The following is a 20,020-nucleotide window of genomic DNA, read 5'->3' on the forward strand; positions in this document are numbered from 1 at the left end:
GCGCGACAATGTAAATGAGAATTGTTCTTATTTTAAGGCAATTCAAGCCCGTTTCGCAAGATGCCCCGCCGAGCCCCGCACGCTTGCAACCCTCGTCCCCCACCCCGCCGCAATCGGAGAACGCCGATTCCGGTCGATCCATGTCGGACGGACTCCACTGGCGCACCCCCGGCTTCGTTGCCTATGCTCCTAGCCTGCGGCATCGAACATGCGCACCAGATGTCCGCAAACCATAACGTTGACTCTCGGGGAACCGATCATGAAGCGCTTCATCGCTACTGGCGCCGCCATGGGCTGCGCGCTGCTGCTGGCCGGCTGTGCCGGTGCCAACTACGACAGCCTGTCCCAGGCCGGTGGCAGCCTGTTCACGGCGGCCACGCTGTCGGACGCCAACGTCAAGCAACTGTCCGACCAGTCGTGCGCGGAAATGGACAAGAAGAACACGCTGGCCACGCCAGACAGCACCTATTCCAAACGCCTGGTCACCATCATGAGCGGGCTCAAGAACACCGGGCTGCCGCTGGACGCCAAGGTGTATGTGACCAAGGACATCAACGCCTGGGCGATGGCCAACGGTTGCGTGCGCGTCTATAGCGGGCTGATGGACATCATGAGCGACGATGAAGTCCGCGGCGTGCTGGGCCACGAGATCGGCCACGTGGCATTGGGGCATACCAAGGCAGCGATGCAGGTGGCCTACACCACCGCAGCGGCGCGCGGGTTGCTGGGGTCCACCAGCAGCGTCACGCTGACCGCGCTGTCATCCTCCCAATTGGGTGAACTCGGCGAGCAGTTCATCAACGCCCAGTTTTCCCAGCGCCAGGAAAGCCAGGCCGATGACTACTCGTTCGACCTGCTGACCAAGAACGGCGCCAACCGCCAGGCGCTGGTTACCGCGTTCCAGAAATTGGCGAAGCTTGACGGTGGCCAGTCCAGCCTCATGAGCTCGCATCCGGGCTCGGCCGCGCGCGCCCAGCACATCCAGGATCGCATCGCCAGCGGCAAGTAACACGCAAGCATGCTGCGGCGCGGCCACCGGTCGTGCCGCAACGCCGCATCCGGCTTTCTTGCCGTTCCCTTTCCGTTTCCTTTCGGCTCCCTCGCCGATCGCCGTCTGTTTGATTGCGCTTAATACGCGCTCGAAAGCTTTCAGTACGCGCGCCACAACCCCACGCGGATAATGCTTCACGCCGGCGGGTCTCCGCACGGCAATGCCATGAGCCAATGGAGGCCCCCGCCGCGCCATGGAATCCGCATTCGCCCTGCTCGCCAGACAACCCGAGATTGCGCTTTTCCTGGCCCTCGCCGTCGGACATGCCGTGGGTGCAATCCGCTTTGGTCCGTTCCAGCTCGGCGGCATCTGCGGCACGCTGATCGCGTCGCTCGTGATCGGGCAAACCGGCGTGCGGCTCGATGACGATGTCAAGAACGTCGCCTTCGCCGTCTTCATCTTTGCGCTCGGATTCACGGGCGGACCCCAGTTCTTTGCCAACGTGGCGCGTGAATGGCGCATCGGCGTACTGTCGCTCGTCGAAGTCTTCGTGCTGCTGGCGCTGCTGGCCATTGCCGTGCCGCTGATGCGCCTCGATCCCGGCACCGCTGCCGGATTGCTGGCCGGCGCCGCCACGGAATCCGCCGTGATCGGGACCGCGTCCGAGGCCATCGCGCGACTCGCCCTGACGCCAGACGCCGTGCGCGTGCTGCAAACCAACATCGTCACCGCCTACAGCGTCACCTACCTGTTCGGGCTGATCGCCATCGTCTTGTTCACCAGTCAGCTGGCACCGTGGCTGCTGCGCGAGAACCTGCGCGAATCCGCCACACGTCTCTGGCAAAAGCTGGGCGGGCAGAACGACATGCAAGAGGGCCAGACCGCCGCGTTGCCGCTGCTGGTGGCGCGCGTGCTGCGCGTGGAGGGCGTGGCCGGCATGCGCGTGCTGGAGGCCGAGCGGCAGGTGGCGCTCGGCGTCACCATCCGGCGTATTCGTCGCGATGGCGAGACGTTCAAGCCTTCGCCCGATGAAGTCCTGCGTGCGGGCGACGTCGTGCTGGCCGTCGGCCGGCGCGACGCCATGATTCCGTTCGCCGCCGCCGTGGGCCCGGAAATGCCCGAAGAGCCGGGCATGGACGCCGTGATCCAGGCGGAGCAGGCCGTGCTGCTGACGCGGCGCGAGGTCGCGGGCCTGACGATCGCGCGGCTGCGTCAGGCCGTGGACGTGGGCATGGGGCGCGGCGTCTTTCTTGCCGGCATCAGCCGCATGCAGCATCGCGTGCCGACGCTGCCCGAAACCGTACTGGAGCGCGGCGACGTCCTCACGTTGTCCGGCCCCGACGAAGCCATCCGGCGCGTGGTGCCCGAACTGGGCTACGCCGTCACGCCGACCATCCGCACCGATTTCGTCTTCCTCGGCATCGGCGTGCTGCTGGGCATGCTGCTTGGCTCGCTGAGCATGAAGATCGGCCAGGTGGATCTCACGCTCGGCACTGGCGGCGGATGCCTGGTGGCGGGGCTCGCATTCGGCTGGCTGCGTGCGCGCTTTCCGGTGATGGGATCGCTGCCGGCACCAGCGGCGGAAATCCTGAAGGACTTCGGGCTGGCCACCTTCATCGCCGCCGTGGGCCTTTCCGCCGGCCCCGACGCGCTGCTCCTGATCACGAAGTTCGGCCTGCTGCTGCCCGTGGCCGGTGTACTGGTCTCCATCATCCCGGCGGCGGTATCGCTGTATATCGGGCGGCGCTGGCTGAAGCTCGACATGCCGATCCTGCTGGGTGCCGTGGCCGGCCAGCATTGCAGCACGCCCACGATCATGGCGCTGACCAACGCCGCCGGCAACGGCACGCCCGTCATCGGCTACACGATCACCTACGCCATTTCCAATGTCCTGCTGCCGTTGCTGGGCCCCATCGCTGTCGTGATGGCCAGCGCCATGGCGGCGCACTAGCGCATCCATCGTGCGCCGGTCGCCACAAGCGGCCTGCGCAAGAGTCACCAACCTTCGTCACGCGTATCAGGAGGTCCCATGGATTGGTTGCACACTATCTTTCAAAAGTCGCCCGAGTCAGCGCTGTTCCTGTCGCTGGCCGTCGGGTATGCCATCGGCAAGATCACGTTCGGCAAATTCCAGCTGGGCGGCGTGGCCGGGTCGCTGCTGGCGGCCGTGGTCATCAGCCAGGTCGGCGTGGAAATCGACAACGGCGTCAAGGCGGTGATGTTCGCCGTGTTCATCTACGCCGTGGGCTATGAAAGCGGGCCGCAGTTCTTCAACTCGCTGAACCGCAACTCCCTGCGCGAGATCGCCATGGCGGTGTTCATGGCGGTGGCGGGCCTGATCACGATCGTGGTCCTGGCCAAGCTGTTCCACCTGGACAAGGGTCTGGCCGCCGGCCTGGCGGCGGGCGGCATGACGCAGTCGGCCATCATCGGCACGGCCGGCGACGCGATCACCAAGCTCGGCTTGCCGCCGGATCAGGTGAAGACGCTGCAGGCCAACGTCGCCATCGGCTACGCGGTGACGTACGTGTTCGGGTCGCTCGGCGCGATCATCGTCTGCGTGAATATCCTGCCGCGCTTCATGGGTGCCGACCTGAAAGCCGACGCCAAGAAGGTGGAGGCCGAGATGCAGGGCGGCCTGCCGCAGTTCGGCCCCGGCCAGGTCGGCGCGCTGCCGCGCCTGGTGGGGCGTCTGTTCCGCGTCACCGGCGCGGCAGGCAAGACCGTGTCGCAGGTGGAAATCGGCGGCGAGGATCTGGTCACCGTGGAGAAGATCCAGCGCGCCGGCAAGGCCCTCGAGGTCACGCAGGACACCGTGCTGCAGGCCGATGACCTGGTCCTGCTGGTGGGCCGGCGCGACGCCATGGTGCCGACGGCGCTGGTGATCGGCAATGAAGTGGCCGACGCCGAAGGCATGGGCATGGTGATGCAGACGCGCCGCGCCGTATTCACGCGCAAGGGGCTGAACAACAAGCCGCTGGGCGAGATCGTCAGCAATATCAGCCGCGAGATGCGCCACGGTGTGTATCTGGAGCGGATCGAGCGTTTCAACAACGCGCTGCCAATCCTGCCGGACCTCAAGCTCCAGCACGGCGACATCGTCACGTTCTACGGCACGCCCGCCGACACCAAGCGTGCCGTGGAACGTGCGGGGTATGAGCTGGTCCCGAGCGAGAAAACCGACTTCGTCTACTTCGGCGCCGGCGTGCTGGTGGGCCTGCTGATCGGCCTGCTGGTGGTGCGCATCGGCTCGATTCCGCTCACGCTCGGCTCCGGCGGCGGCGCGCTGCTGTCGGGTCTGGTATTCGGCTGGGCGCGGTCCAAGCACCAGATGTACGGCGCCATGCCGACGGCAGCCTGCCAGTTGCTGAAGGACTTCGGCCTGGCGGCCTTCGTGGCCATCGTCGGCATCAACTCGGGGTTGCAGGCGGTCAGCACGCTGCGCGAAAGCGGTGTGACGATCTTCCTGCTGGGGGCGGTGGTGACGCTGTTGCCACTGTTCCTGACCATGCTGTTTGGCCGCTACGTGCTCAAGTACAACAACGCCGCGCTACTGGCCGGCGCGCTGGCGGGCTCGCGCAGTGCCAATCCCGCCTTCGGCGGCATTCTCGACAAGGCGGAAAGCCCGGTGCCCACCGTGCCATTCGCCATCACCTACGCGCTGGCCAACGTGCTGCTGACACTGCTCGGCCCGCTCGTGGTCGGACTCGTCTAGCGCATCACCTTTCCTGTCGATACTTCCGGGCCGGCGTCGATCTCAACCGGCCCACCGATTCCCAGAGGAGCAACGCCATGAGCAAACCGGATCTCTCCACGCTGTCCAGCCTCTCGCCGTTCGAACTCAAGGACGAGCTGATCCAGCTGGCCAAAGGCAACGCCAACCGCCTGATGCTGAACGCCGGGCGCGGCAATCCCAACTTCCTCGCCACCGTGCCGCGCCACGGCTTCTGGCAACTCGGCCTCTTCGCGATGCGCGAATCGGAGCGGTCGTTCTCGTACATGCCAGAAGGCGTGGGAGGCTTTCCGCGCCGCGAAGGCATCGAGGAACGCTTTGATCTGTTTGCGCGCAAATACGAAGATGTGCCGGGCGTGCGCTTCCTGGCCGGCGCGGTGTCCTACGTACGCGATCAGCTGGGCCTGAGCGCGGGCGACTTCCTGTATGAAATGTGCGAAGGCATCCTCGCCTGCAACTACCCGGTGCCGGACCGCATGCTCAAGCTGTCGGAAGTGATCGTCGGCCAGTACATCCGCAAGGAGATGATCGGCAAGCAACCGTTCATCGGCGACTTCGACCTGTTCGCGGTGGAAGGCGGCACGGCGGCGATGACCTACCTGTTCAACTCGATGCGCGAGAACCACCTGCTCAAGGCTGGCGACACCATTGCGCTGGGCATGCCGATCTTCACGCCCTATATCGAGATTCCCGAACTCAACGATTACCAGCTGGTGGAGCTGGAGATCGATGCGGACCCCAATGCGCGCTGGCAATACTCGAACAAGGAACTCGACAAGCTGCGCGACCCGAAGGTCAAGGCCTTCTTCCTGGTCAACCCGAGCAACCCGCCGTCAGTGCGGATGAGCGACGAAAGCCTGGAATATCTGGCCTCGATCGTCGACTCGCGCCCGGACCTGATCATCCTGACCGATGACGTGTACGGCACGTTCGCGGACAACTTCGTCTCGCTGTTCGCGCTATGCCCGCGCAACACGATCCTCGTGTATTCGTTCTCGAAATACTTCGGCGCCACGGGCTGGCGGCTGGGCGTCATCGCCACGCACCAGGACAACATCTTCGACCAGAAGCTGGCCGCGCTGCCGGAGGACCAGCGCAAGCAGCTGCACAAGCGCTACAACTCGATCACGACCACGCCGGACACGCTCAAGTTCATCGACCGGCTGGTGGCCGACAGCCGCACGGTGGCGCTGAACCACACGGCGGGGCTCTCCACGCCGCAGCAGGTGCAGATGGTGCTGTTCTCGCTGTTCTCGCTGATGGATACGCCGGACGCCTACAAGCAGGCGATGAAGCGCCTGATCCGCAATCGCAAGGCGGCGCTGTACCGCGAGATCGGCATCGCGCCGGAAGACGATGACCCGAACGTGGTCGACTACTACACGCTGCTCGATATCGAGCAGCTGGGCGGCAAGGCCGTGGGCCCGGACTTCGTGAAATGGGTGATGAAGTCGGTGGAACCGATGGAGCTGCTGTTCCGGCTGGCCGAGGAGGCAAGCGTGGTGCTGCTGCCGGGCCGCGGATTTGGCACACGGCATCCGTCCGGCCGCGTGTCGCTGGCCAACCTCAACGAGTCCGACTACGCGAAGATCGGCAAGTCGATCCGCAAGCTGTTCGAGGAGTATGTGGAGCGGTACAACCAGGCAACGGGGAGCAAGGCGAACAAGAACGTGACGAAGAAGTAGGTCGCGCATTCGCCGGAGAAAGGCCTCTCCCGCCTGCACGGGGGAGGGCCTTTCACGTTCTGGCTTCTGCCGCAGACAGTCCCGGACGGCCAGGGCCTGCGAAGAATCCAGCCCGGATGTCACCGGAGATTCAGCGCGCTTCCACGAACGTGAGCACCGTCTCCAGCATGCGCTGGATCGCCGGCTGGATCGCGGCCGCCTTGGCCGGGGCGTAGGCGAACGGATAGACCTCTTCCATATACGAAGACTGCGTCAGCTCCAGCTGGATCGCATGCACACCCTCGGCCGGGTTGCCGTACTGGCGCGTGATGTAGCCGCCCTTGAAGCGGCCATTGAGCACGGCCGTGTGGTCCGGCACCGCGCTGGCGATTTCCAGCACATCTGCCGCCAGGCCGGTATCGCAGCTCTTGCCGTCCGCCGAACCGAGGTTGAAGTCCGTCAGCTTGCCTTCGAAGAAACGCGGCAGCACCGAGCGGATCGAGTGCGCATCCCACAAGGCGATCGTGCCGTGCGCGGCGCGCAGGCGCTTGAGTTCGTCCTGCAGGGCGGCGTGGTACGGATGCCAGATCGCATCGCGGCGCTGGGCGATCTCCGCATCGTCCGGACCGTTCGTGCCATCGGCATAGATCGGCGTCTTGTCGAAGGTATCCACCGGGCACAGGCCGGTGGTGTCCTGGCCGGGGTACAGGTTGGCGTTATCGGGCGGGCGGTTCAGGTCGATCACGTAGCGCGAGTGCGTCGCCACCAGGATCGACGCGCCAAGTGCGCGCGCGAAGTCATAGAGGCGATCCATGTGCCAGTCGGTGTCGGGCACGGTGCGCGCCTCGGGCGTCAGGCGGGCGGCCAGTTGCGCGGGCAGGTACGTGCCGACGTGCGGCATCGACACCAGCATCGGGCGCGTGCCGCGATGCAGGGTGAAAGCGGGGGTATCGGTGGTGAAGGACATCTTCTCGTAGGGGCTGCTTGGGGATCAGTCGGCCATCAGGTGAGCGCGCGCGGCGGCGAACAGCCGGCCGGCATCCGCCTGTTGCGCATGCACGCCGTGCTGCACGCGGCACGTGCCACCGGTGCGGACTTCCGCTAGTGTCTCATGCCCGTGGCTGGCGAACACGTGCGTGGCCAGCGCCTGCGGCCCGTCCAGCCCGGCCAGCGTGGGGTGATGCCCATCCAGCACGACGAAATCCGCCCGCTGTCCGATCGCCAGCCCGGCCACCGGGCGCGCCGCCGCACGGGCGCCGCCCGCCACGGCATCGAGCCATAGCCGATCCGCCACCTGCGCGTGACGTTCGGACGCCAGCACATTGCGGCGCTGGAGGCCCAGGCGCTGCCCATATTCGAACAGGCGAAGCTCCTCGGTGACGCTGACGCTGGCATGACTGTCCGAGCCGATGCCCCACGCGCCGTGCTGCGCGAGGTAAGGCGCGGCATCGAACACGCCGTCGCCCAGGTTGGCCTCCGTGGTCGGACAGATGCCTGCCACGGCGCCGCTGTGCGCCAGCCGGCGCCGCTCGTCCCAGTCCATATGCGTGGCGTGGACCAGGCACCAGCGGCCATCCACCGGCGCATGGTCGAGCAGCCACTCGACGGGCCGCACGCCGGACCATGCCAGGCAGTCGTCCACTTCCTTCTGCTGTTCCGCGATGTGGATATGCACCGGGGCCGTCGCATCCATGGCATGCAGCCCGGCCACGGCGCGGGAGAGGCTTTCCGCCGGCACCGCGCGCAGCGAATGCGGCGCCAGCCCCAGCCGTGCATCATGCGCGGCGCATTCCGGCGCCAGCCGCGCGAGCAGGGCCAGCATCGCATCGGTATCGTTCAGGAAACGGCGCTGGTCGACCTGCGCGGGCTTGGCGCCGAAGCCTGCGGTCTGGTAGAGCACCGGCAGCAGCGTCATGCCGATGCCGGCGGCCTTCGCCGCGCGCAACAGGCGCAGCGACATCTCGGCGGGGTCCGCATACGGCTTGCCGTCGCGATCGTGATGAACGTAGTGGAACTCGCACACGCTCGTATAGCCCGCGCGCAGCATCTCGATATAAAGCTGCGTGGCGATGGCCTCCAGCGCATCGGGCGACAACCGCAGCGCAAAGCGATACATCAGCGTGCGCCAGCTCCAGAACGAGTCACCACCGGCGGGATCGTCGCCATGCGTCACGCTGCGGTACTCGGCCAGGCCGGCAAACCCGCGCTGGAACGCGTGCGAATGCAGGTTGGGCATGCCCGGCAGCACCGGGCCCGCGGCCTGCGGCACCCCGGCAGCGGTGGCAGCCGTGCTGTCGGCATCCGGGTGGACGGTGACCAGATCGCCGCCGGCATCCCACTCCAGCAGAACGTCCTGCGCCCAGCCTTCCGGCAGCAACGCCTGCGGGGCGAACAACTGACCTGCGCTCATGTTGCGCTCCCCTCTTCGGCGCGAAACACGCGTCCCTGCCGCACGACGGCCGCGCAAGGATTACGGCCGAACCAATACGCCAGCTCCGCGGGAGACGCCACTTGCCACAGCACGAAATCGGCGCCACGTCCTGCCGCCAGCAAGCCATGACGATCCGCGGCACCGAGCGCGCGAGCGGCATGCGTCGTCACGCCCGCGAGCACCTCGGGCACGGTCATGCGGAACAGCGTGCATGCCATGTTCATCATCAGCAGCAGCGACGTCGTCGGCGACGTGCCGGGATTATGGTCGGTGGCGATCGCCATCGGCACCCCGTACTGACGCAGCAGCGCGATCGGCGGCAGATGCGTATCCCGCAGGAAATAGTAGGCGCCCGGCAGCAGCACCGCCACCGTGCCGGCCTCGGCCATCGCGGCCACGCCAGCTTCGTCCAGGTGTTCGAGGTGATCGGCGGACAAGCCCTTGTATCTCGCCACCAGCGCGGCACCGCCAAGATTGCTCAGTTGCTCGGCGTGCAGCTTGACCGGCAGGCCGTGGCGCGCGGCGGCGTCGAATACCCGCGTGGTCTGCGCGGGCGAGAAGCCGATCCCTTCGCAGAAGGCGTCGACGGCATCAACAAGGCCCTCACCGGCCAGCGCGGGCAGCATCGTGTTGCAGACCAGCTCGATGTAGTCGTCGGCACGCCCCGCGTATTCGGGCGGCAGCGCGTGGGCGCCGAGGAACGTCGTGTGCACCGCAACACCAAACACCTCGCCCAGCTTGCGTGCCACGCGCAACTGCTTGCGCTCGGCGTCCAGCGACAGCCCGTAGCCGGACTTGATCTCGATGGCGGTCACGCCCTCGGCCAGCAACGGCCGCAATCGCGCCGCCGCCTGGGCGAATAGCGCGGCCTCGTCGGCCTCGCGGGTCGCGCGCACCGTGGAGACGATGCCGCCACCGGCCCGCGCGATGTCCTCATAGCTGGCGCCGGCCAGCCGCATGGCGAACTCGTCGGCACGCTGGCCGCCGTAGACCAGGTGCGTATGGCAATCGACCAGGCCCGGCGTGACCCACGCGCCGCCGCCATCGTGGAGCGGCAGGTGGCGATATGCCGTGGGCAACGCCGCCTGAGCGCCCACCCAGGCGATGCGGCCGTGCTCGACGACGATCGCCGCGTCCCGGATCGCGCGTGCGGGATCCGCATCGGGCAGCAGGTGGCAGTGGTGCCAGACGCCGTCGGCGGACGGCGCGTCGGAAATCCTCATCGGACAGGCTCCATATGCAGGGTCACGCGCAGGCATAGCGCGGAGATCTCGGTGGGAGCGAAAGCCAGTTGCCCGGGCGGCACGTCCCCCGGCACCAGTATGCCCTCGCCCGTTTGCAGGTGCTCGTCATCGGCAACGCGCCAGTCGCCCCGGATCACGAATACGAGAACGGTGTCGGCGCCGGAGGTGGCAACCGCCGCGGCATCGAACGGCTCGCGCTGCAGGTCGACCTGTGCGCGGCAGCGATCGCGTCGGGTCATCACGTTGAAGTCGCGCGTGGGGCCGTCAACCAGCGTGGCATGCACGGCCGTATCGCCCGAGAACGGGTATGGCTCGCCGATCCGCGTGAGCTTGTGGCAGAACGAATCGTCGTGGGCCTGCAGGTGCACACCCGCGCCCTCCAGCAGCACGATCTGGCGGTCGATGCCGGGAAAGGCCGAGAACGGCCCGTCCGCGGCGATGTCGGCCACGCTGATGCGCCACGCGAAGGCGTCCATGCCCGCGCCCGGCGGCCACACGGCAATCTCGCGCGTGGTGCCGCCGCCGTTCTTCCACGGCGTCGGCACGATGGCGTCCAGCGAAAACCGGACCGCCCCGGATGGCAAACCGCTCATGCGTCCTTCACTCCCTTCACCATCGGCAGGTTCAGGCCCTTCTCGTGCGCGCAGTCGATTGCGATGTCATAGCCGGCATCGGCATGGCGCATGACGCCCGTGGCCGGGTCGTTCCACAGCACACGCTCGACCCGCTTCGCGGCGGCATCGGTGCCGTCGCAGACGATCACCACGCCCGCGTGCTGCGAGAAACCCATGCCCACGCCACCACCGTGGTGCAGGCTGACCCAGGTGGCGCCGCCGGCCGTGTTCAGCAGCGCGTTGAGCAGCGGCCAGTCGGACACCGCGTCGGAGCCGTCGCGCATCGCTTCGGTCTCGCGGTTCGGCGACGCCACCGAGCCGCAGTCGAGGTGATCGCGGCCAATCACGATCGGCGCCTTCAGTTCGCCCGACTTCACCATCTCGTTGAACGCCAGGCCGGCGCGATGACGCTCATCCAGACCTACCCAGCAGATCCGCGACGGCAGCCCCTGGAAGGCGATGCGATCGCGCGCCATGTCGAGCCAGCGATGCAGGTGCTTGTCCTCGGGGAACAGCTCCTTCATCTTGGCATCGGTCTTGTAGATATCCTCGGGATCGCCGGACAGCGCCACCCAGCGGAACGGCCCCTTGCCGCGGCAGAACAGCGGACGGATGTATGCCGGCACGAAGCCCGGAAAATCGAACGCGTTCTTCACGCCTTCGTCGAAGGCCACCTGGCGGATGTTGTTGCCGTAGTCCAGCGTCGGCACGCCCATCTGCTGGAAGGCCAGCATCGCGTTCACGTGCTTGACGATCGACGCCCTGGCGGCCACCTCGACGGACTTCGGATCGTTCTTGCGCGCGTCTTCCCACTGATCCACGGTCCAGCCTTCCGGCAGGTAGCCGTTGACGAGGTCGTGCGCCGACGTCTGGTCGGTGACCATGTCCGGACGCATGCCGCCCGCCTGGGCGCGGCGCACGAGTTCCGGCACGATTTCCGCCGCATTGCCCAGCAGGCCCACCGAGATCGCCTCCTTGTTCTTCGTCGCCTCGGCGATCATCGCCAGCGCTTCATCGAGCGTGGTGGCCTTCTTGTCGACATAGCGCGTGCGCAGGCGGAAGTCGATGCGCGATTCCTGGCATTCGATCGCCAGCACGCAGGCACCGGCCAGCACACCGGCCAGCGGCTGCGCGCCGCCCATGCCGCCCAGGCCCGCGGTCAGGATCCACTTGCCGGCCAGGTCGCCGTTGTAGTGCTGGTTGCCCGCCTCCACGAACGTCTCGAAGGTGCCCTGCACGATGCCCTGCGTACCGATGTAGATCCACGAGCCCGCCGTCATCTGGCCGTACATCATCAGGCCGGCACGATCGAGCTCGTTGAACTTGTCCCAGTTGGCCCAGTGCGGGACGAGATTCGAATTGGCGATCAGCACGCGCGGCGCATCGGCATGGGTGCGGAACACGCCCACCGGCTTGCCGGATTGCACCAGCAGCGATTCTTCCTCGCCCAGGCGGCGCAGGCTGTCCAGGATCGCGTCGAAGCATTCCCAGTTGCGCGCGGCCTTGCCGATACCGCCATAGACCACCAGGTCCTGCGGCCGCTCCGCCACGTCCGGGTCCAGGTTGTTCTGGATCATGCGGTAGGCGGCCTCGATCAGCCAGTTCTTGCAGTGCAGCTGGCTGCCCCGCGGTGCGCGGATTTCGCGCGGGCCGCGCAGGGTCTCGGTGAATTGGTGTTCGTTGGCGTTCATGTCTCGTCTCTCCTGCGTGGAAGTCGGTTCGGTTCGTGGATCGGTTCTTGGGTCGGGTTGTGGATCGGGTTGTCGGGGTCGCGGATCAGGCGGCGGCGTTGGTCGGTAGGACCGCGCGCACCGCGTCGGGCCACCCCGCGCCGGCATCGCCCTGCTGGACCCATTGCTTCATGGCCTCGATGTCGGGTGCCAGATAGCGGTCGGATTCGACAAAGGCCACGCGGGCGCGGATGCGGGCCAGTTCCTGCTCCACCAGCGGCGACGACTTCAGCGGACGATGGAACTCGATGCCCTGCGCGGCTGCCATCGCCTCGATGCCGACGACCACGGCCGTGTTGGCGGCCATCTCGCCCAGGCGGCGCGCACCATACGTCGCCATCGACACATGGTCTTCCTGGTTGGCGGAAGTGGGCAGGCTGTCGACGCTGGACGGATGCGCCAGCGCCTTGTTTTCGGAAGCCAGTGCGGCGGCCGTGACCTGCGCGATCATGAAGCCGGAGTTCAAGCCGCCCTCGCGGACCAGGAACGGCGGCAGGCCGGACAGGCCCGTATCCAGCAGCAGCGCCAGCCGGCGCTCGGAGATCGCGCCGATCTCGGCGATGGCCAGCGCGATGATGTCGGCCGCGAAGGCCACCGGCTCGGCGTGGAAATTGCCGCCGGACACCACGTCGCCCTGCTCGGGGAACACCAGCGGGTTGTCGGATGCCGCATTGGCCTCGATGCGCAGGATGCGCGCCGCGTGCGACAGGTTGTCCAGGCACGCGCCCATCACCTGCGGCTGGCAGCGGATCGAATACGGGTCTTGTACGCGGCCGCAGGTCTTGTGGGAGTCGACGATCTCGCTGCCGTCGAGCATCGCCCGTACCGCGCGCGCCACGTCGATCTGGCCGGCCTGCCCGCGTGCCTCATGGATGCGCGCATCGAACGGCTTGACCGATCCCTTGATCGCCTCCAGCGACAGCGCGCCGGCCACCAGACCGGCCGCGAACGCATCCTCGGCGGCAAACAGGCCCGCCAGCGCCAGTGCCGTGGAAACCTGCGTGCCGTTCAGCAGCGCCAGGCCTTCCTTGGGGCCCAGCGCAAACGCGTCGAGTCCCGCGTGGGCCAGCCCTTGCGCGGCCGGCACGCGCTGGCCGTCGACGTACACGTCGCCCACGCCGATCAGCGTGCACGACATGTGCGCCAGCGGCGCCAGATCGCCCGATGCGCCCACCGAGCCCTTGGCCGGGATGCAGGGGGTCACATCGTGATTGGCCAGCGCCAGCAGCGCCTCGATCAGTTCCGGCCGTACGCCCGAATGGCCGCGCGCCAGGCTGACGGCCTTGGTCGCCAGGATCAGGCGCACGGTGTCCGCCGCCAGGTCCGGGCCCGTGCCCACGCTGTGCGACAGCACCAGGTTGCGTTGCAGTTGCGCCAGCTTGTCGTGCGGGATGCGCGATTGGGCCAGCTTGCCGAAGCCGGTGTTGATGCCATAGACCACGGCGTCGGCGTCGATGATGTCCTGCACGGTGGCTTGCGCGGCGCGCACGCCGGCCCAGGCGGATTCCGCCATCGCCAGGCGCACTTCGCCACGGTAGATGCGGCGCAGGTCGGCCAGCGATACGTGGCCCGGCTGGAGCGTCAGCACGGGGCGGGAATCGGAGTGAGTGCGGGGTGCCGTCATGAGCATGTCCTCTGGTCTTGTCTGTGTCGTGCGCTGCGGCGCACTGCGAGTAGTCGTTGGCTCGTCTTGCGACTTGTATGAGCCTGTCTATACAGGTTAGTCGAAAAGGTAGCCCGATGGCCAGCAAAAAAGCTGGCGTCAGGCAGATATATCAGCCGAAGGCGGGATTGCCGTCGGCGCGGAAGCGGCTGCCGAGGCGATAACGGTTGCCCGGGTGCAGACAACGCACGAATGTGACCGGTACGCCGTGAGTCCACGTGCGTCGCGTCAGCAACAGGCACGGCTGCGCAGGCGGCATTTCCAGTTGCGCGGCCTGCTCCGGCGTGGCCGAGATCGCGTCGACCACGTGCTCCACCTGGTCGTACGGCACGTTGCGCAGCAGGTATTCGCCGGGCTGCGTATCGCTGAAATCCTGCGTGATGAAGTCCGGCGCCACGCGCGGGTTGACGTAGCGGTCCTCCAGCTGCACGGGCACGCCATCCTCGCGATGCACGCAGACCGAGTGGAACACCGATTCGCCGGTGCGCAGCTCCAGTGCGGCGGCCACTTCGATCGATGCAGAGACGCGCTCCACCAGCATCACATCGCACGCATAGTCGTGGCCCCGCATGCGGATCTCGTCCTGCAGGTTGACCACCGACAGCAGCGTGGACTGTGGCTTGTGCTCCGCCACGAACGTGCCGACGCCCGCCACGCGCACCACCCTGCCCTGCTCCGACAACTCGCGCAGCGCGCGGTTGACGGTCATGCGCGACACGGAGAAGCGGTTCACCAGCTCCTGCTCGGACGGCACGCGGTCCCCGGGCTGCCACGCGCCGCTCTGGATCTGGCGGGCGATGTACTCCTTCACCTGCTGGTAGAGCGCGGCGGGGGCGTTGGACGAGGCGGATGCCTGGCTGGTGGCGGGGTGATTCATGGCGTTCAGTGCTCGGCCGCGGCCATGGCCTCGGCGCGGATCTCCTCGGTCAGCCGTGCCTTCAGCGCGGAAAACTCGGGCGATGTCTTGATCGTGTAATGGCGCGGATGGGGGAAGTCCACCGCGATCTCGCTCTTGATCCGACCCGGCCTGGCGGAAAACACCGCCACGCGGTTGGCCATGAAGATGGCCTCGTCGATATCGTGCGTGACGAATAATACCGTCTTGCGCGACGACTCCCAGATGCCCAGCAGCAGTTCCTGCATCAGCACGCGCGTCTGGTTGTCCAGCGCGCCGAACGGCTCGTCGAGCAGCAGGATCTTGGGATCGTTGGCCAGCGCCCGCGCAATGGCCGTGCGTTGCTGCATGCCGCCGGACAACTGCTTGGGATAGTGGTGTTCAAACCCGCGCAACCCCACGCGGGCGATGAAGAAATCGCTACGCTCCTTCTGGTCCGCCACGCTCATGCCGCGCTCGCGCAGGCCAAACCGCACGTTCTGCTCGATGGTCAGCCACGGGAACAACGTGTACGACTGGAACACCATGCCACGATCCGCACCCGGGCCGGCCACGGGCTGGCCGTCGAGCAGCACGCGGCCGCCGGTGGGCGTATCCAGCCCTGCCACGATGCGCAGAAGTGTGGATTTGCCGCAGCCCGACGGGCCGAGAATCGTCACGAAGTCGTTGTCGCGCACCTCGAAATCGACGGGCAGCAACGCCTGCGTTTCGCCACCGCGCGGATTGGTGAAGGTCCGCGAAACCTGCTGGATGGACAGCGCGCTCATTTGATCGAACTCCACGGAAACAGGCGCTGGTTAGCCACCTTGAAGACGAGGTCCGACACCAGCCCGATGCAGCCGATGACGATGATGCCGAAGATGATCTGCCCGGTGTTCAGCAGCGCCTGGCTGTCCGTGATCATGTGGCCGATGCCCGAGGACGAGCCGATCAGTTCAGCGACGATCACGTAGGTCCAGGCCCAGCCCAGCACGAGCCGCAGGATTTCCGCGATGCCGGGCGCGGCGCCGGGGATCAGCACGCGGCGCACGATCCCGCGCGGCGTGGCACCCAGCGTGTAGGCCGCCTCGACCAGGTCCTTGCGGGCACCGCCGACGGTCACGGCCACCATCAGCACGATCTGGAAGAACGAACCAATGAAGATCACCAGCAGTTTCTGGGTTTCGCCGATGCCGGCCCACAGGATCAGCAGCGGGATGAACGCCGACGCCGGCAGGTAGCGGCAGAACGACACGAACGGCTCGAAGAAGGCCTCGGCCGCCTTGTACGCGCCCATGAAGATGCCGAGCGGCACGGCGATTGCCGCGGCGAGCACGAAGCCGCCGACCACGCGCCAGACCGTCATGCCGATATCGCCGATGAAGTTGTACTGCGTGAACAGCGTCACCCCTTCGCGCGCCATGGTCAGCGGATCGGCCAGGAATGTGCGCGACACGAAACCGCCGAGCGTGACCACGGCCCACAGGCCAAAGAAGACGGCGAAGAACGACAGGCCGAGCAGCCAGCGCGTGCGCGGCGCTACCGGCACCAGCGGCGACAGCCACGGATGACGCGCGCGCGGCGCGGCCAGGGTGCCGGTGGCGGCCGGCACGCGTGCGGCCGGCGCGGAGGTGGAAGCTTGAGAAGACATGACTACCCCTTCCGGCTTACTTGAGGAATCGTGCGTCATAGAGCGTGGTGACATCCGGCACCTGGCGAATCACGCCGATGTCCATCAGCACGCCGGCGGCTTCCTTGCTGAAGCTCGCCAGCTCGCCCGAGAAGAACGTGCGGTTGGCTTCCTTGTCCTGCCAGCGCAGGTAGGCCGACGACTTGGCAAACTGCTCGCCGGTCTGCTTGACCGCCGCCCCCATGATCTCGTTCGCGCGCTCCGGCTCCTTGCGGATCATCTCCAGCGCCTCGAAATAGCTGTCCACCAGCGCCTGCGCGGCCTTGGGATTGTCCTTGAGCCACTTGGGCGCGCAACCCAGCGTGTCCGTCACCATCGGGTAGTCCAGCGTGGTGGCCAGGATCTTGCCCTTGTCCGGATTGGCGCGCACGGTGGAGAGATACGGTTCGTAGGTCATGGCGCCATCGTTCTGCCCGGCCACGAAGGCCTGCGCGGCCGCCTGCGGCGACAGCGTGGTCACCTTGACGTCCTTCAGCGTCATGCCGTTCTTCTTGAGCATCCATGCCAGGCCGAAGTACGGCGCCGTGCCCGGCGCATCCACGCCGATGGTCTTGCCCTTGAGATCGGCAAAACCCTTCACGTCGCTGCGCACGGCCAGGCCGTCCGCGCCGTAGGACTTGTCCAGCTGCACGATCTGCGTGATCGGCACGCCGTTGGCATTCCATGCCACGTGGGTTTCCACGGTGGTCGCCGCGCACTGGATCGCGCCCGAGGCCAGCGCCAGGTGACGGTCCTTCTGCGGAATCATCTTGATGTCGACGTCCACGCCGTGCTTCTTGAAGATGCCGGCCTTGTCGGCCAGCGTCAGGGGGGCAAACCCGGTCCAGCCGCTCATGCCGAGCGTGACGGGCGTGTTCTGGGCGTGGGCGGCGGTGGCGGCGGCCGATACGGCCAGGGCGATTGCGGCTAGCGTTGCACGGCGTTGCTGGGACATGCTGTCGGCTCCTTTGGTGTATGTCGGACAGGCTTGGATGCAGCCGGTCGATGGTGCGGCCATGCGTGTGGCCATCACTCGATGCCGGCAATGGTGCTATGCCTGTCTATACAAGTCAACGAAGGGTTTGCACTAGTCCGCGCCCATAAAAGTGCGCAAATATCCGCAGAATGCACCCTTGCGGGGCGTTTCAGATAAATCCTGTATAGACAGCGACACGGCCGGCACATCGCTCGCAAGCGGTGTGCCAGGGAAGAGATGCGGGGGAGTTCAGGCGTCGAAGAAGGACGCCACGGTGGGATAGCGCAGGCGCAAACGCAGCTCGCGCTTGAGCCGGCGGTTGTCCAGGCGGCGCGATTCGCTCATGAAGCTGAGCAGCGACGCATCGATGACCTCGCCCGCCTGCTGGCGACTGATGCGCGGCGGCCTTGGCAGGCCGCGCCGGTCGGCCACGAGGTCGAAGTAATCGGCCATGCGCAGCTCCGTGTCGTCGCTGGCGTGGACCACGCGCTGGGGGCGTCCGCGCCACAGCCCGGCGATCATCGTGCGCGCCAGGTCATCCGCATGAATATGGCTGGTGTACACGTCGTCCTGCCGCGACAGGGCCGGCGTGCGCTTGTTCAGACGCGCGATCGGCAGGCGGTCTTCGGCGTAGATGCCGGGAATCCGAACGATGCTGGCGCGCCATCCCGCATCGCGGCCAAACCGGCGAACCGCGGATTCAGCCGCCACGCGGCGCCGCGCGCGTGGCGTTTGCGGGCGGACCGCGTCAAATTCCCGCACGCGGGCACCGCCCCGGTCGCCATAGACGCCAGTGGTGCTGGCATAGACGAACACGCGCGATGGCACATGGTGCGCGGCCGCCGCGAACGCCCGGTGCCAACCCCGGTCGGGTAGAATGTCGGCCTCGCTGGCAGCTCCGGATGCGAAGCGTCCGACCCGTGCCCGGCGCCATGCCGTCCGCCTCAGCGCGGCAAGCAAGGCGCGTGTGCGCGGATCGCCATGGCCCTGCGCGGGCGGCGGGGCCAGGTCCATGACCCGGTCCGCCAGGCCGCGCAGCCGCGCCAGCGTGACAGGCCGATCCAGGTCGGCCACCAGCGGTACCGCGCCCGCCGCGCGCAACTCGGCCCGACGGCCCGGTTGCGACGTCACGGCAAACACCCGCATGCGGGCTGACAGCAGCCGCAGGATGCGCGTGCCGACATCGCCGCAACCGACGATCAGCAGACGCGGACGGCCCAGTCGGCGCGCGGCCCTTGGGGTAGACAACGCCGGAATCGGCGACAGAATTTGGCTCATAGATCTGATTATGGCTTATCAAGTAACCGTCATGCCCAGCGGCCACAAGTTCGAGGTGGCCGCCGACGAAACCATCCTCGGCGCGGCCCTGCGTCATAGTATCGGCCTGCCGTACGGCTGCAAGAACGGCGCGTGCGGGTCCTGCAAGGGCCGCGTGGTCGAGGGCACCATCGTGCAGGGCGACCACGCCGCATCGGCGCTGACAGCCCAGGAAAAGACCGAAGGCCGCGCGCTGTTCTGCTGCGCCAATGCCGCCTCCGACATCACGATCGAGTGCCGTGAAGTCCACGGCGCCGGCGATATCCCCATCAAGAAGATCCCGTGCCGCGTGAGCACGCTGGAGCGCCTGGCGGACGACGTGATCGCCATCCGCCTGCAGCTTCCCGCGACCGAGCGCATGCAGTACCTGGCCGGCCAGTACGTGGAATTCCTGCTCCGCGACGGCAAGCGCCGCAGCTACTCGATCGCCACGCCGCCGCACGAGGAAGGCCCGATCGAACTGCATATCCGCCACATGCCGGGCGGCGCGTTCACCGACTACGTGTTCGGCGCGAAGGAAGGCGCCCCGGCCATGAAGGAGCGCGACATCCTGCGCTTCGAAGGTCCGCTGGGCAGCTTCTTCCTGCGCGAGGATTCCGACAAGCCGATCGTCCTGCTGGCCTCCGGCACTGGATTCGCACCGATCAAGGCCATCGTCGAGCACGCCGCGTACACCGGCATCACGCGCCCGATGACGCTGTACTGGGGCGGCCGCCGCCCGCGCGACCTCTACATGCACGCGCTGTGCGAGCAGTGGGCACGCGACCTGCCGAACTTCAAGTACGTGCCCGTCGTGTCCGACGCGCAGCCCGACGATGCCTGGACGGGCCGCACCGGCTTTGTCCACCAGACCGTCATGGCCGACTTGCCGGACCTGTCCGGGCACGAGGTCTATGCCTGCGGCGCCCCGGTGATGGTGAACGCCGCCCGCACGGACTTCACGGCCCAATGCCGTCTGCACGAGGACGCGTTCTTCGCCGATTCCTTCACGTCCGAGGCCGACATGCACCCGGCCGGCGCGGCCTGAGCGCCGCGGCCGCCGTTCCGTCGACACAACAATGCCACCCGGGTCTGCCACATTTCGTTTTGACACCCGGGCGCATGCGTTTTATAT

16 protein-coding genes are annotated in these 20,020 nt (G+C 67.1%); 5 read left to right on the plus strand and 11 right to left on the minus strand.

Annotated elements, in window-relative coordinates; genetic code table 11:
• Positions 1-259 precede the first annotated feature (259 nt).
• From BLR29_RS05355 to BLR29_RS05370, 4 genes are all read left to right on the plus strand, one after another.
• A complete protein-coding gene (locus tag BLR29_RS05355) occupies positions 260-1,009 on the plus strand; it encodes a metalloprotease LoiP (RefSeq protein WP_092135125.1) in 750 nt (249 codons plus the stop codon).
• Between the two features lie 235 nt (positions 1,010-1,244).
• The gene (gene aspT / locus BLR29_RS05360; protein ID WP_092135127.1) at positions 1,245-2,942 is read left to right on the plus strand and encodes an aspartate-alanine antiporter; all 1,698 of its coding nucleotides are present in this window, start codon (positions 1,245-1,247) and stop codon (positions 2,940-2,942) included.
• A gap of 78 nt (positions 2,943-3,020) precedes the next feature.
• Positions 3,021-4,706: an aspartate-alanine antiporter gene (gene aspT, locus BLR29_RS05365; protein ID WP_092135129.1), complete on the plus strand. Its 1,686-nt coding sequence runs from the start codon at positions 3,021-3,023 to the stop codon at positions 4,704-4,706.
• Between the two features lie 77 nt (positions 4,707-4,783).
• Entirely contained in the window at positions 4,784-6,409 is a 1,626-nt protein-coding gene (locus BLR29_RS05370; protein ID WP_092135130.1) for a bifunctional aspartate transaminase/aspartate 4-decarboxylase, read from the plus strand.
• Positions 6,410-6,539: 130 nt separating this feature from the next.
• Here BLR29_RS05370 and hutG read toward each other — a convergent pair whose 3' ends face one another.
• The 11 genes from hutG to BLR29_RS05425 form a co-directional block, all read right to left on the minus strand.
• Complete coding sequence (gene hutG, locus BLR29_RS05375; RefSeq protein ID WP_092135132.1) at positions 6,540-7,355, minus strand: N-formylglutamate deformylase; 816 nt, start codon at positions 7,353-7,355, stop codon at positions 6,540-6,542.
• 24 nt (positions 7,356-7,379) lie between these two features.
• Positions 7,380-8,798 carry a formimidoylglutamate deiminase gene (locus BLR29_RS05380; RefSeq protein ID WP_092135134.1) on the minus strand — a complete coding sequence of 473 codons (1,419 nt, stop codon included), beginning with the start codon at positions 8,796-8,798 and terminating at the stop codon, positions 7,380-7,382.
• Positions 8,795-10,042: an imidazolonepropionase gene (gene hutI, locus BLR29_RS05385; protein ID WP_092135135.1), complete on the minus strand. Its 1,248-nt coding sequence runs from the start codon at positions 10,040-10,042 to the stop codon at positions 8,795-8,797. Before hutI ends, BLR29_RS05380 begins: the two co-directional genes overlap by 4 nt.
• Complete coding sequence (locus BLR29_RS05390; protein ID WP_092135137.1) at positions 10,039-10,656, minus strand: HutD/Ves family protein; 618 nt, start codon at positions 10,654-10,656, stop codon at positions 10,039-10,041. The genes hutI and BLR29_RS05390 overlap by 4 nt, the downstream gene beginning before the upstream one ends.
• On the minus strand, positions 10,653-12,368 hold the full coding sequence (gene hutU, locus BLR29_RS05395) for a urocanate hydratase (RefSeq protein WP_092135138.1): 1,716 nt from the start codon (positions 12,366-12,368) through the stop codon (positions 10,653-10,655). The genes BLR29_RS05390 and hutU overlap by 4 nt, the downstream gene beginning before the upstream one ends.
• A gap of 85 nt (positions 12,369-12,453) precedes the next feature.
• Positions 12,454-14,031 (minus strand): histidine ammonia-lyase, encoded by a 1,578-nt coding sequence (gene hutH, locus BLR29_RS05400; protein WP_092135140.1) that lies wholly within the window; start codon positions 14,029-14,031, stop codon positions 12,454-12,456.
• Positions 14,032-14,182: 151 nt separating this feature from the next.
• Entirely contained in the window at positions 14,183-14,947 is a 765-nt protein-coding gene (hutC, locus tag BLR29_RS05405; RefSeq protein ID WP_092135141.1) for a histidine utilization repressor, read from the minus strand.
• Positions 14,948-14,952: 5 nt separating this feature from the next.
• Entirely contained in the window at positions 14,953-15,732 is a 780-nt protein-coding gene (locus BLR29_RS05410; RefSeq protein WP_092135142.1) for an ABC transporter ATP-binding protein, read from the minus strand.
• Complete coding sequence (locus BLR29_RS05415; RefSeq protein WP_092135144.1) at positions 15,729-16,595, minus strand: ABC transporter permease; 867 nt, start codon at positions 16,593-16,595, stop codon at positions 15,729-15,731. Before BLR29_RS05415 ends, BLR29_RS05410 begins: the two co-directional genes overlap by 4 nt.
• Positions 16,596-16,611: 16 nt before the next feature.
• Positions 16,612-17,568 carry an ABC transporter substrate-binding protein gene (locus BLR29_RS05420; RefSeq protein WP_092135145.1) on the minus strand — a complete coding sequence of 319 codons (957 nt, stop codon included), beginning with the start codon at positions 17,566-17,568 and terminating at the stop codon, positions 16,612-16,614.
• A gap of 270 nt (positions 17,569-17,838) precedes the next feature.
• Entirely contained in the window at positions 17,839-18,867 is a 1,029-nt protein-coding gene (locus BLR29_RS05425) for an NAD-dependent epimerase/dehydratase family protein (RefSeq protein WP_092135147.1), read from the minus strand.
• A 10-nt stretch (positions 18,868-18,877) separates the two neighbouring features.
• On the opposite strand from BLR29_RS05425, the gene BLR29_RS05430 reads away from it, so the two are divergent.
• Positions 18,878-19,933 (plus strand): CDP-6-deoxy-delta-3,4-glucoseen reductase, encoded by a 1,056-nt coding sequence (locus tag BLR29_RS05430; protein WP_092135148.1) that lies wholly within the window; start codon positions 18,878-18,880, stop codon positions 19,931-19,933.
• Positions 19,934-20,020 lie beyond the last annotated feature (87 nt).

The sequence above is a fragment of the Cupriavidus sp. YR651 genome, from assembly GCF_900101625.1.
Classification (GTDB): Bacteria; Pseudomonadota; Gammaproteobacteria; order Burkholderiales; family Burkholderiaceae; genus Cupriavidus.

Bases quoted from the DNA above. Each gene is read 5' to 3' on its own strand.
- hutH (WP_092135140.1), bottom strand. From the start codon at position 14,031: ATGACGGCACCCCGCACTCACTCCGATTCCCGCCCCGTGCTGACGCTC.
- BLR29_RS05425 (WP_092135147.1), bottom strand. From the start codon at position 18,867: ATGAGCCAAATTCTGTCGCCGATTCCGGCGTTGTCTACCCCAAGGGCC.
- BLR29_RS05355 (WP_092135125.1), top strand. From the start codon at position 260: ATGAAGCGCTTCATCGCTACTGGCGCCGCCATGGGCTGCGCGCTGCTG.
- BLR29_RS05430 (WP_092135148.1), top strand. From the start codon at position 18,878: ATGGCTTATCAAGTAACCGTCATGCCCAGCGGCCACAAGTTCGAGGTG.
- hutU (WP_092135138.1), bottom strand. From the start codon at position 12,368: ATGAACGCCAACGAACACCAATTCACCGAGACCCTGCGCGGCCCGCGC.
- hutG (WP_092135132.1), bottom strand. From the start codon at position 7,355: ATGTCCTTCACCACCGATACCCCCGCTTTCACCCTGCATCGCGGCACG.
- BLR29_RS05420 (WP_092135145.1), bottom strand. From the start codon at position 17,568: ATGTCCCAGCAACGCCGTGCAACGCTAGCCGCAATCGCCCTGGCCGTA.
- BLR29_RS05380 (WP_092135134.1), bottom strand. From the start codon at position 8,798: ATGAGCGCAGGTCAGTTGTTCGCCCCGCAGGCGTTGCTGCCGGAAGGC.
- BLR29_RS05415 (WP_092135144.1), bottom strand. From the start codon at position 16,595: ATGTCTTCTCAAGCTTCCACCTCCGCGCCGGCCGCACGCGTGCCGGCC.
- BLR29_RS05390 (WP_092135137.1), bottom strand. From the start codon at position 10,656: ATGAGCGGTTTGCCATCCGGGGCGGTCCGGTTTTCGCTGGACGCCATC.
- hutI (WP_092135135.1), bottom strand. From the start codon at position 10,042: ATGAGGATTTCCGACGCGCCGTCCGCCGACGGCGTCTGGCACCACTGC.
- BLR29_RS05410 (WP_092135142.1), bottom strand. From the start codon at position 15,732: ATGAGCGCGCTGTCCATCCAGCAGGTTTCGCGGACCTTCACCAATCCG.
- aspT (WP_092135127.1), top strand. From the start codon at position 1,245: ATGGAATCCGCATTCGCCCTGCTCGCCAGACAACCCGAGATTGCGCTT.
- aspT (WP_092135129.1), top strand. From the start codon at position 3,021: ATGGATTGGTTGCACACTATCTTTCAAAAGTCGCCCGAGTCAGCGCTG.
- BLR29_RS05370 (WP_092135130.1), top strand. From the start codon at position 4,784: ATGAGCAAACCGGATCTCTCCACGCTGTCCAGCCTCTCGCCGTTCGAA.
- hutC (WP_092135141.1), bottom strand. From the start codon at position 14,947: ATGAATCACCCCGCCACCAGCCAGGCATCCGCCTCGTCCAACGCCCCC.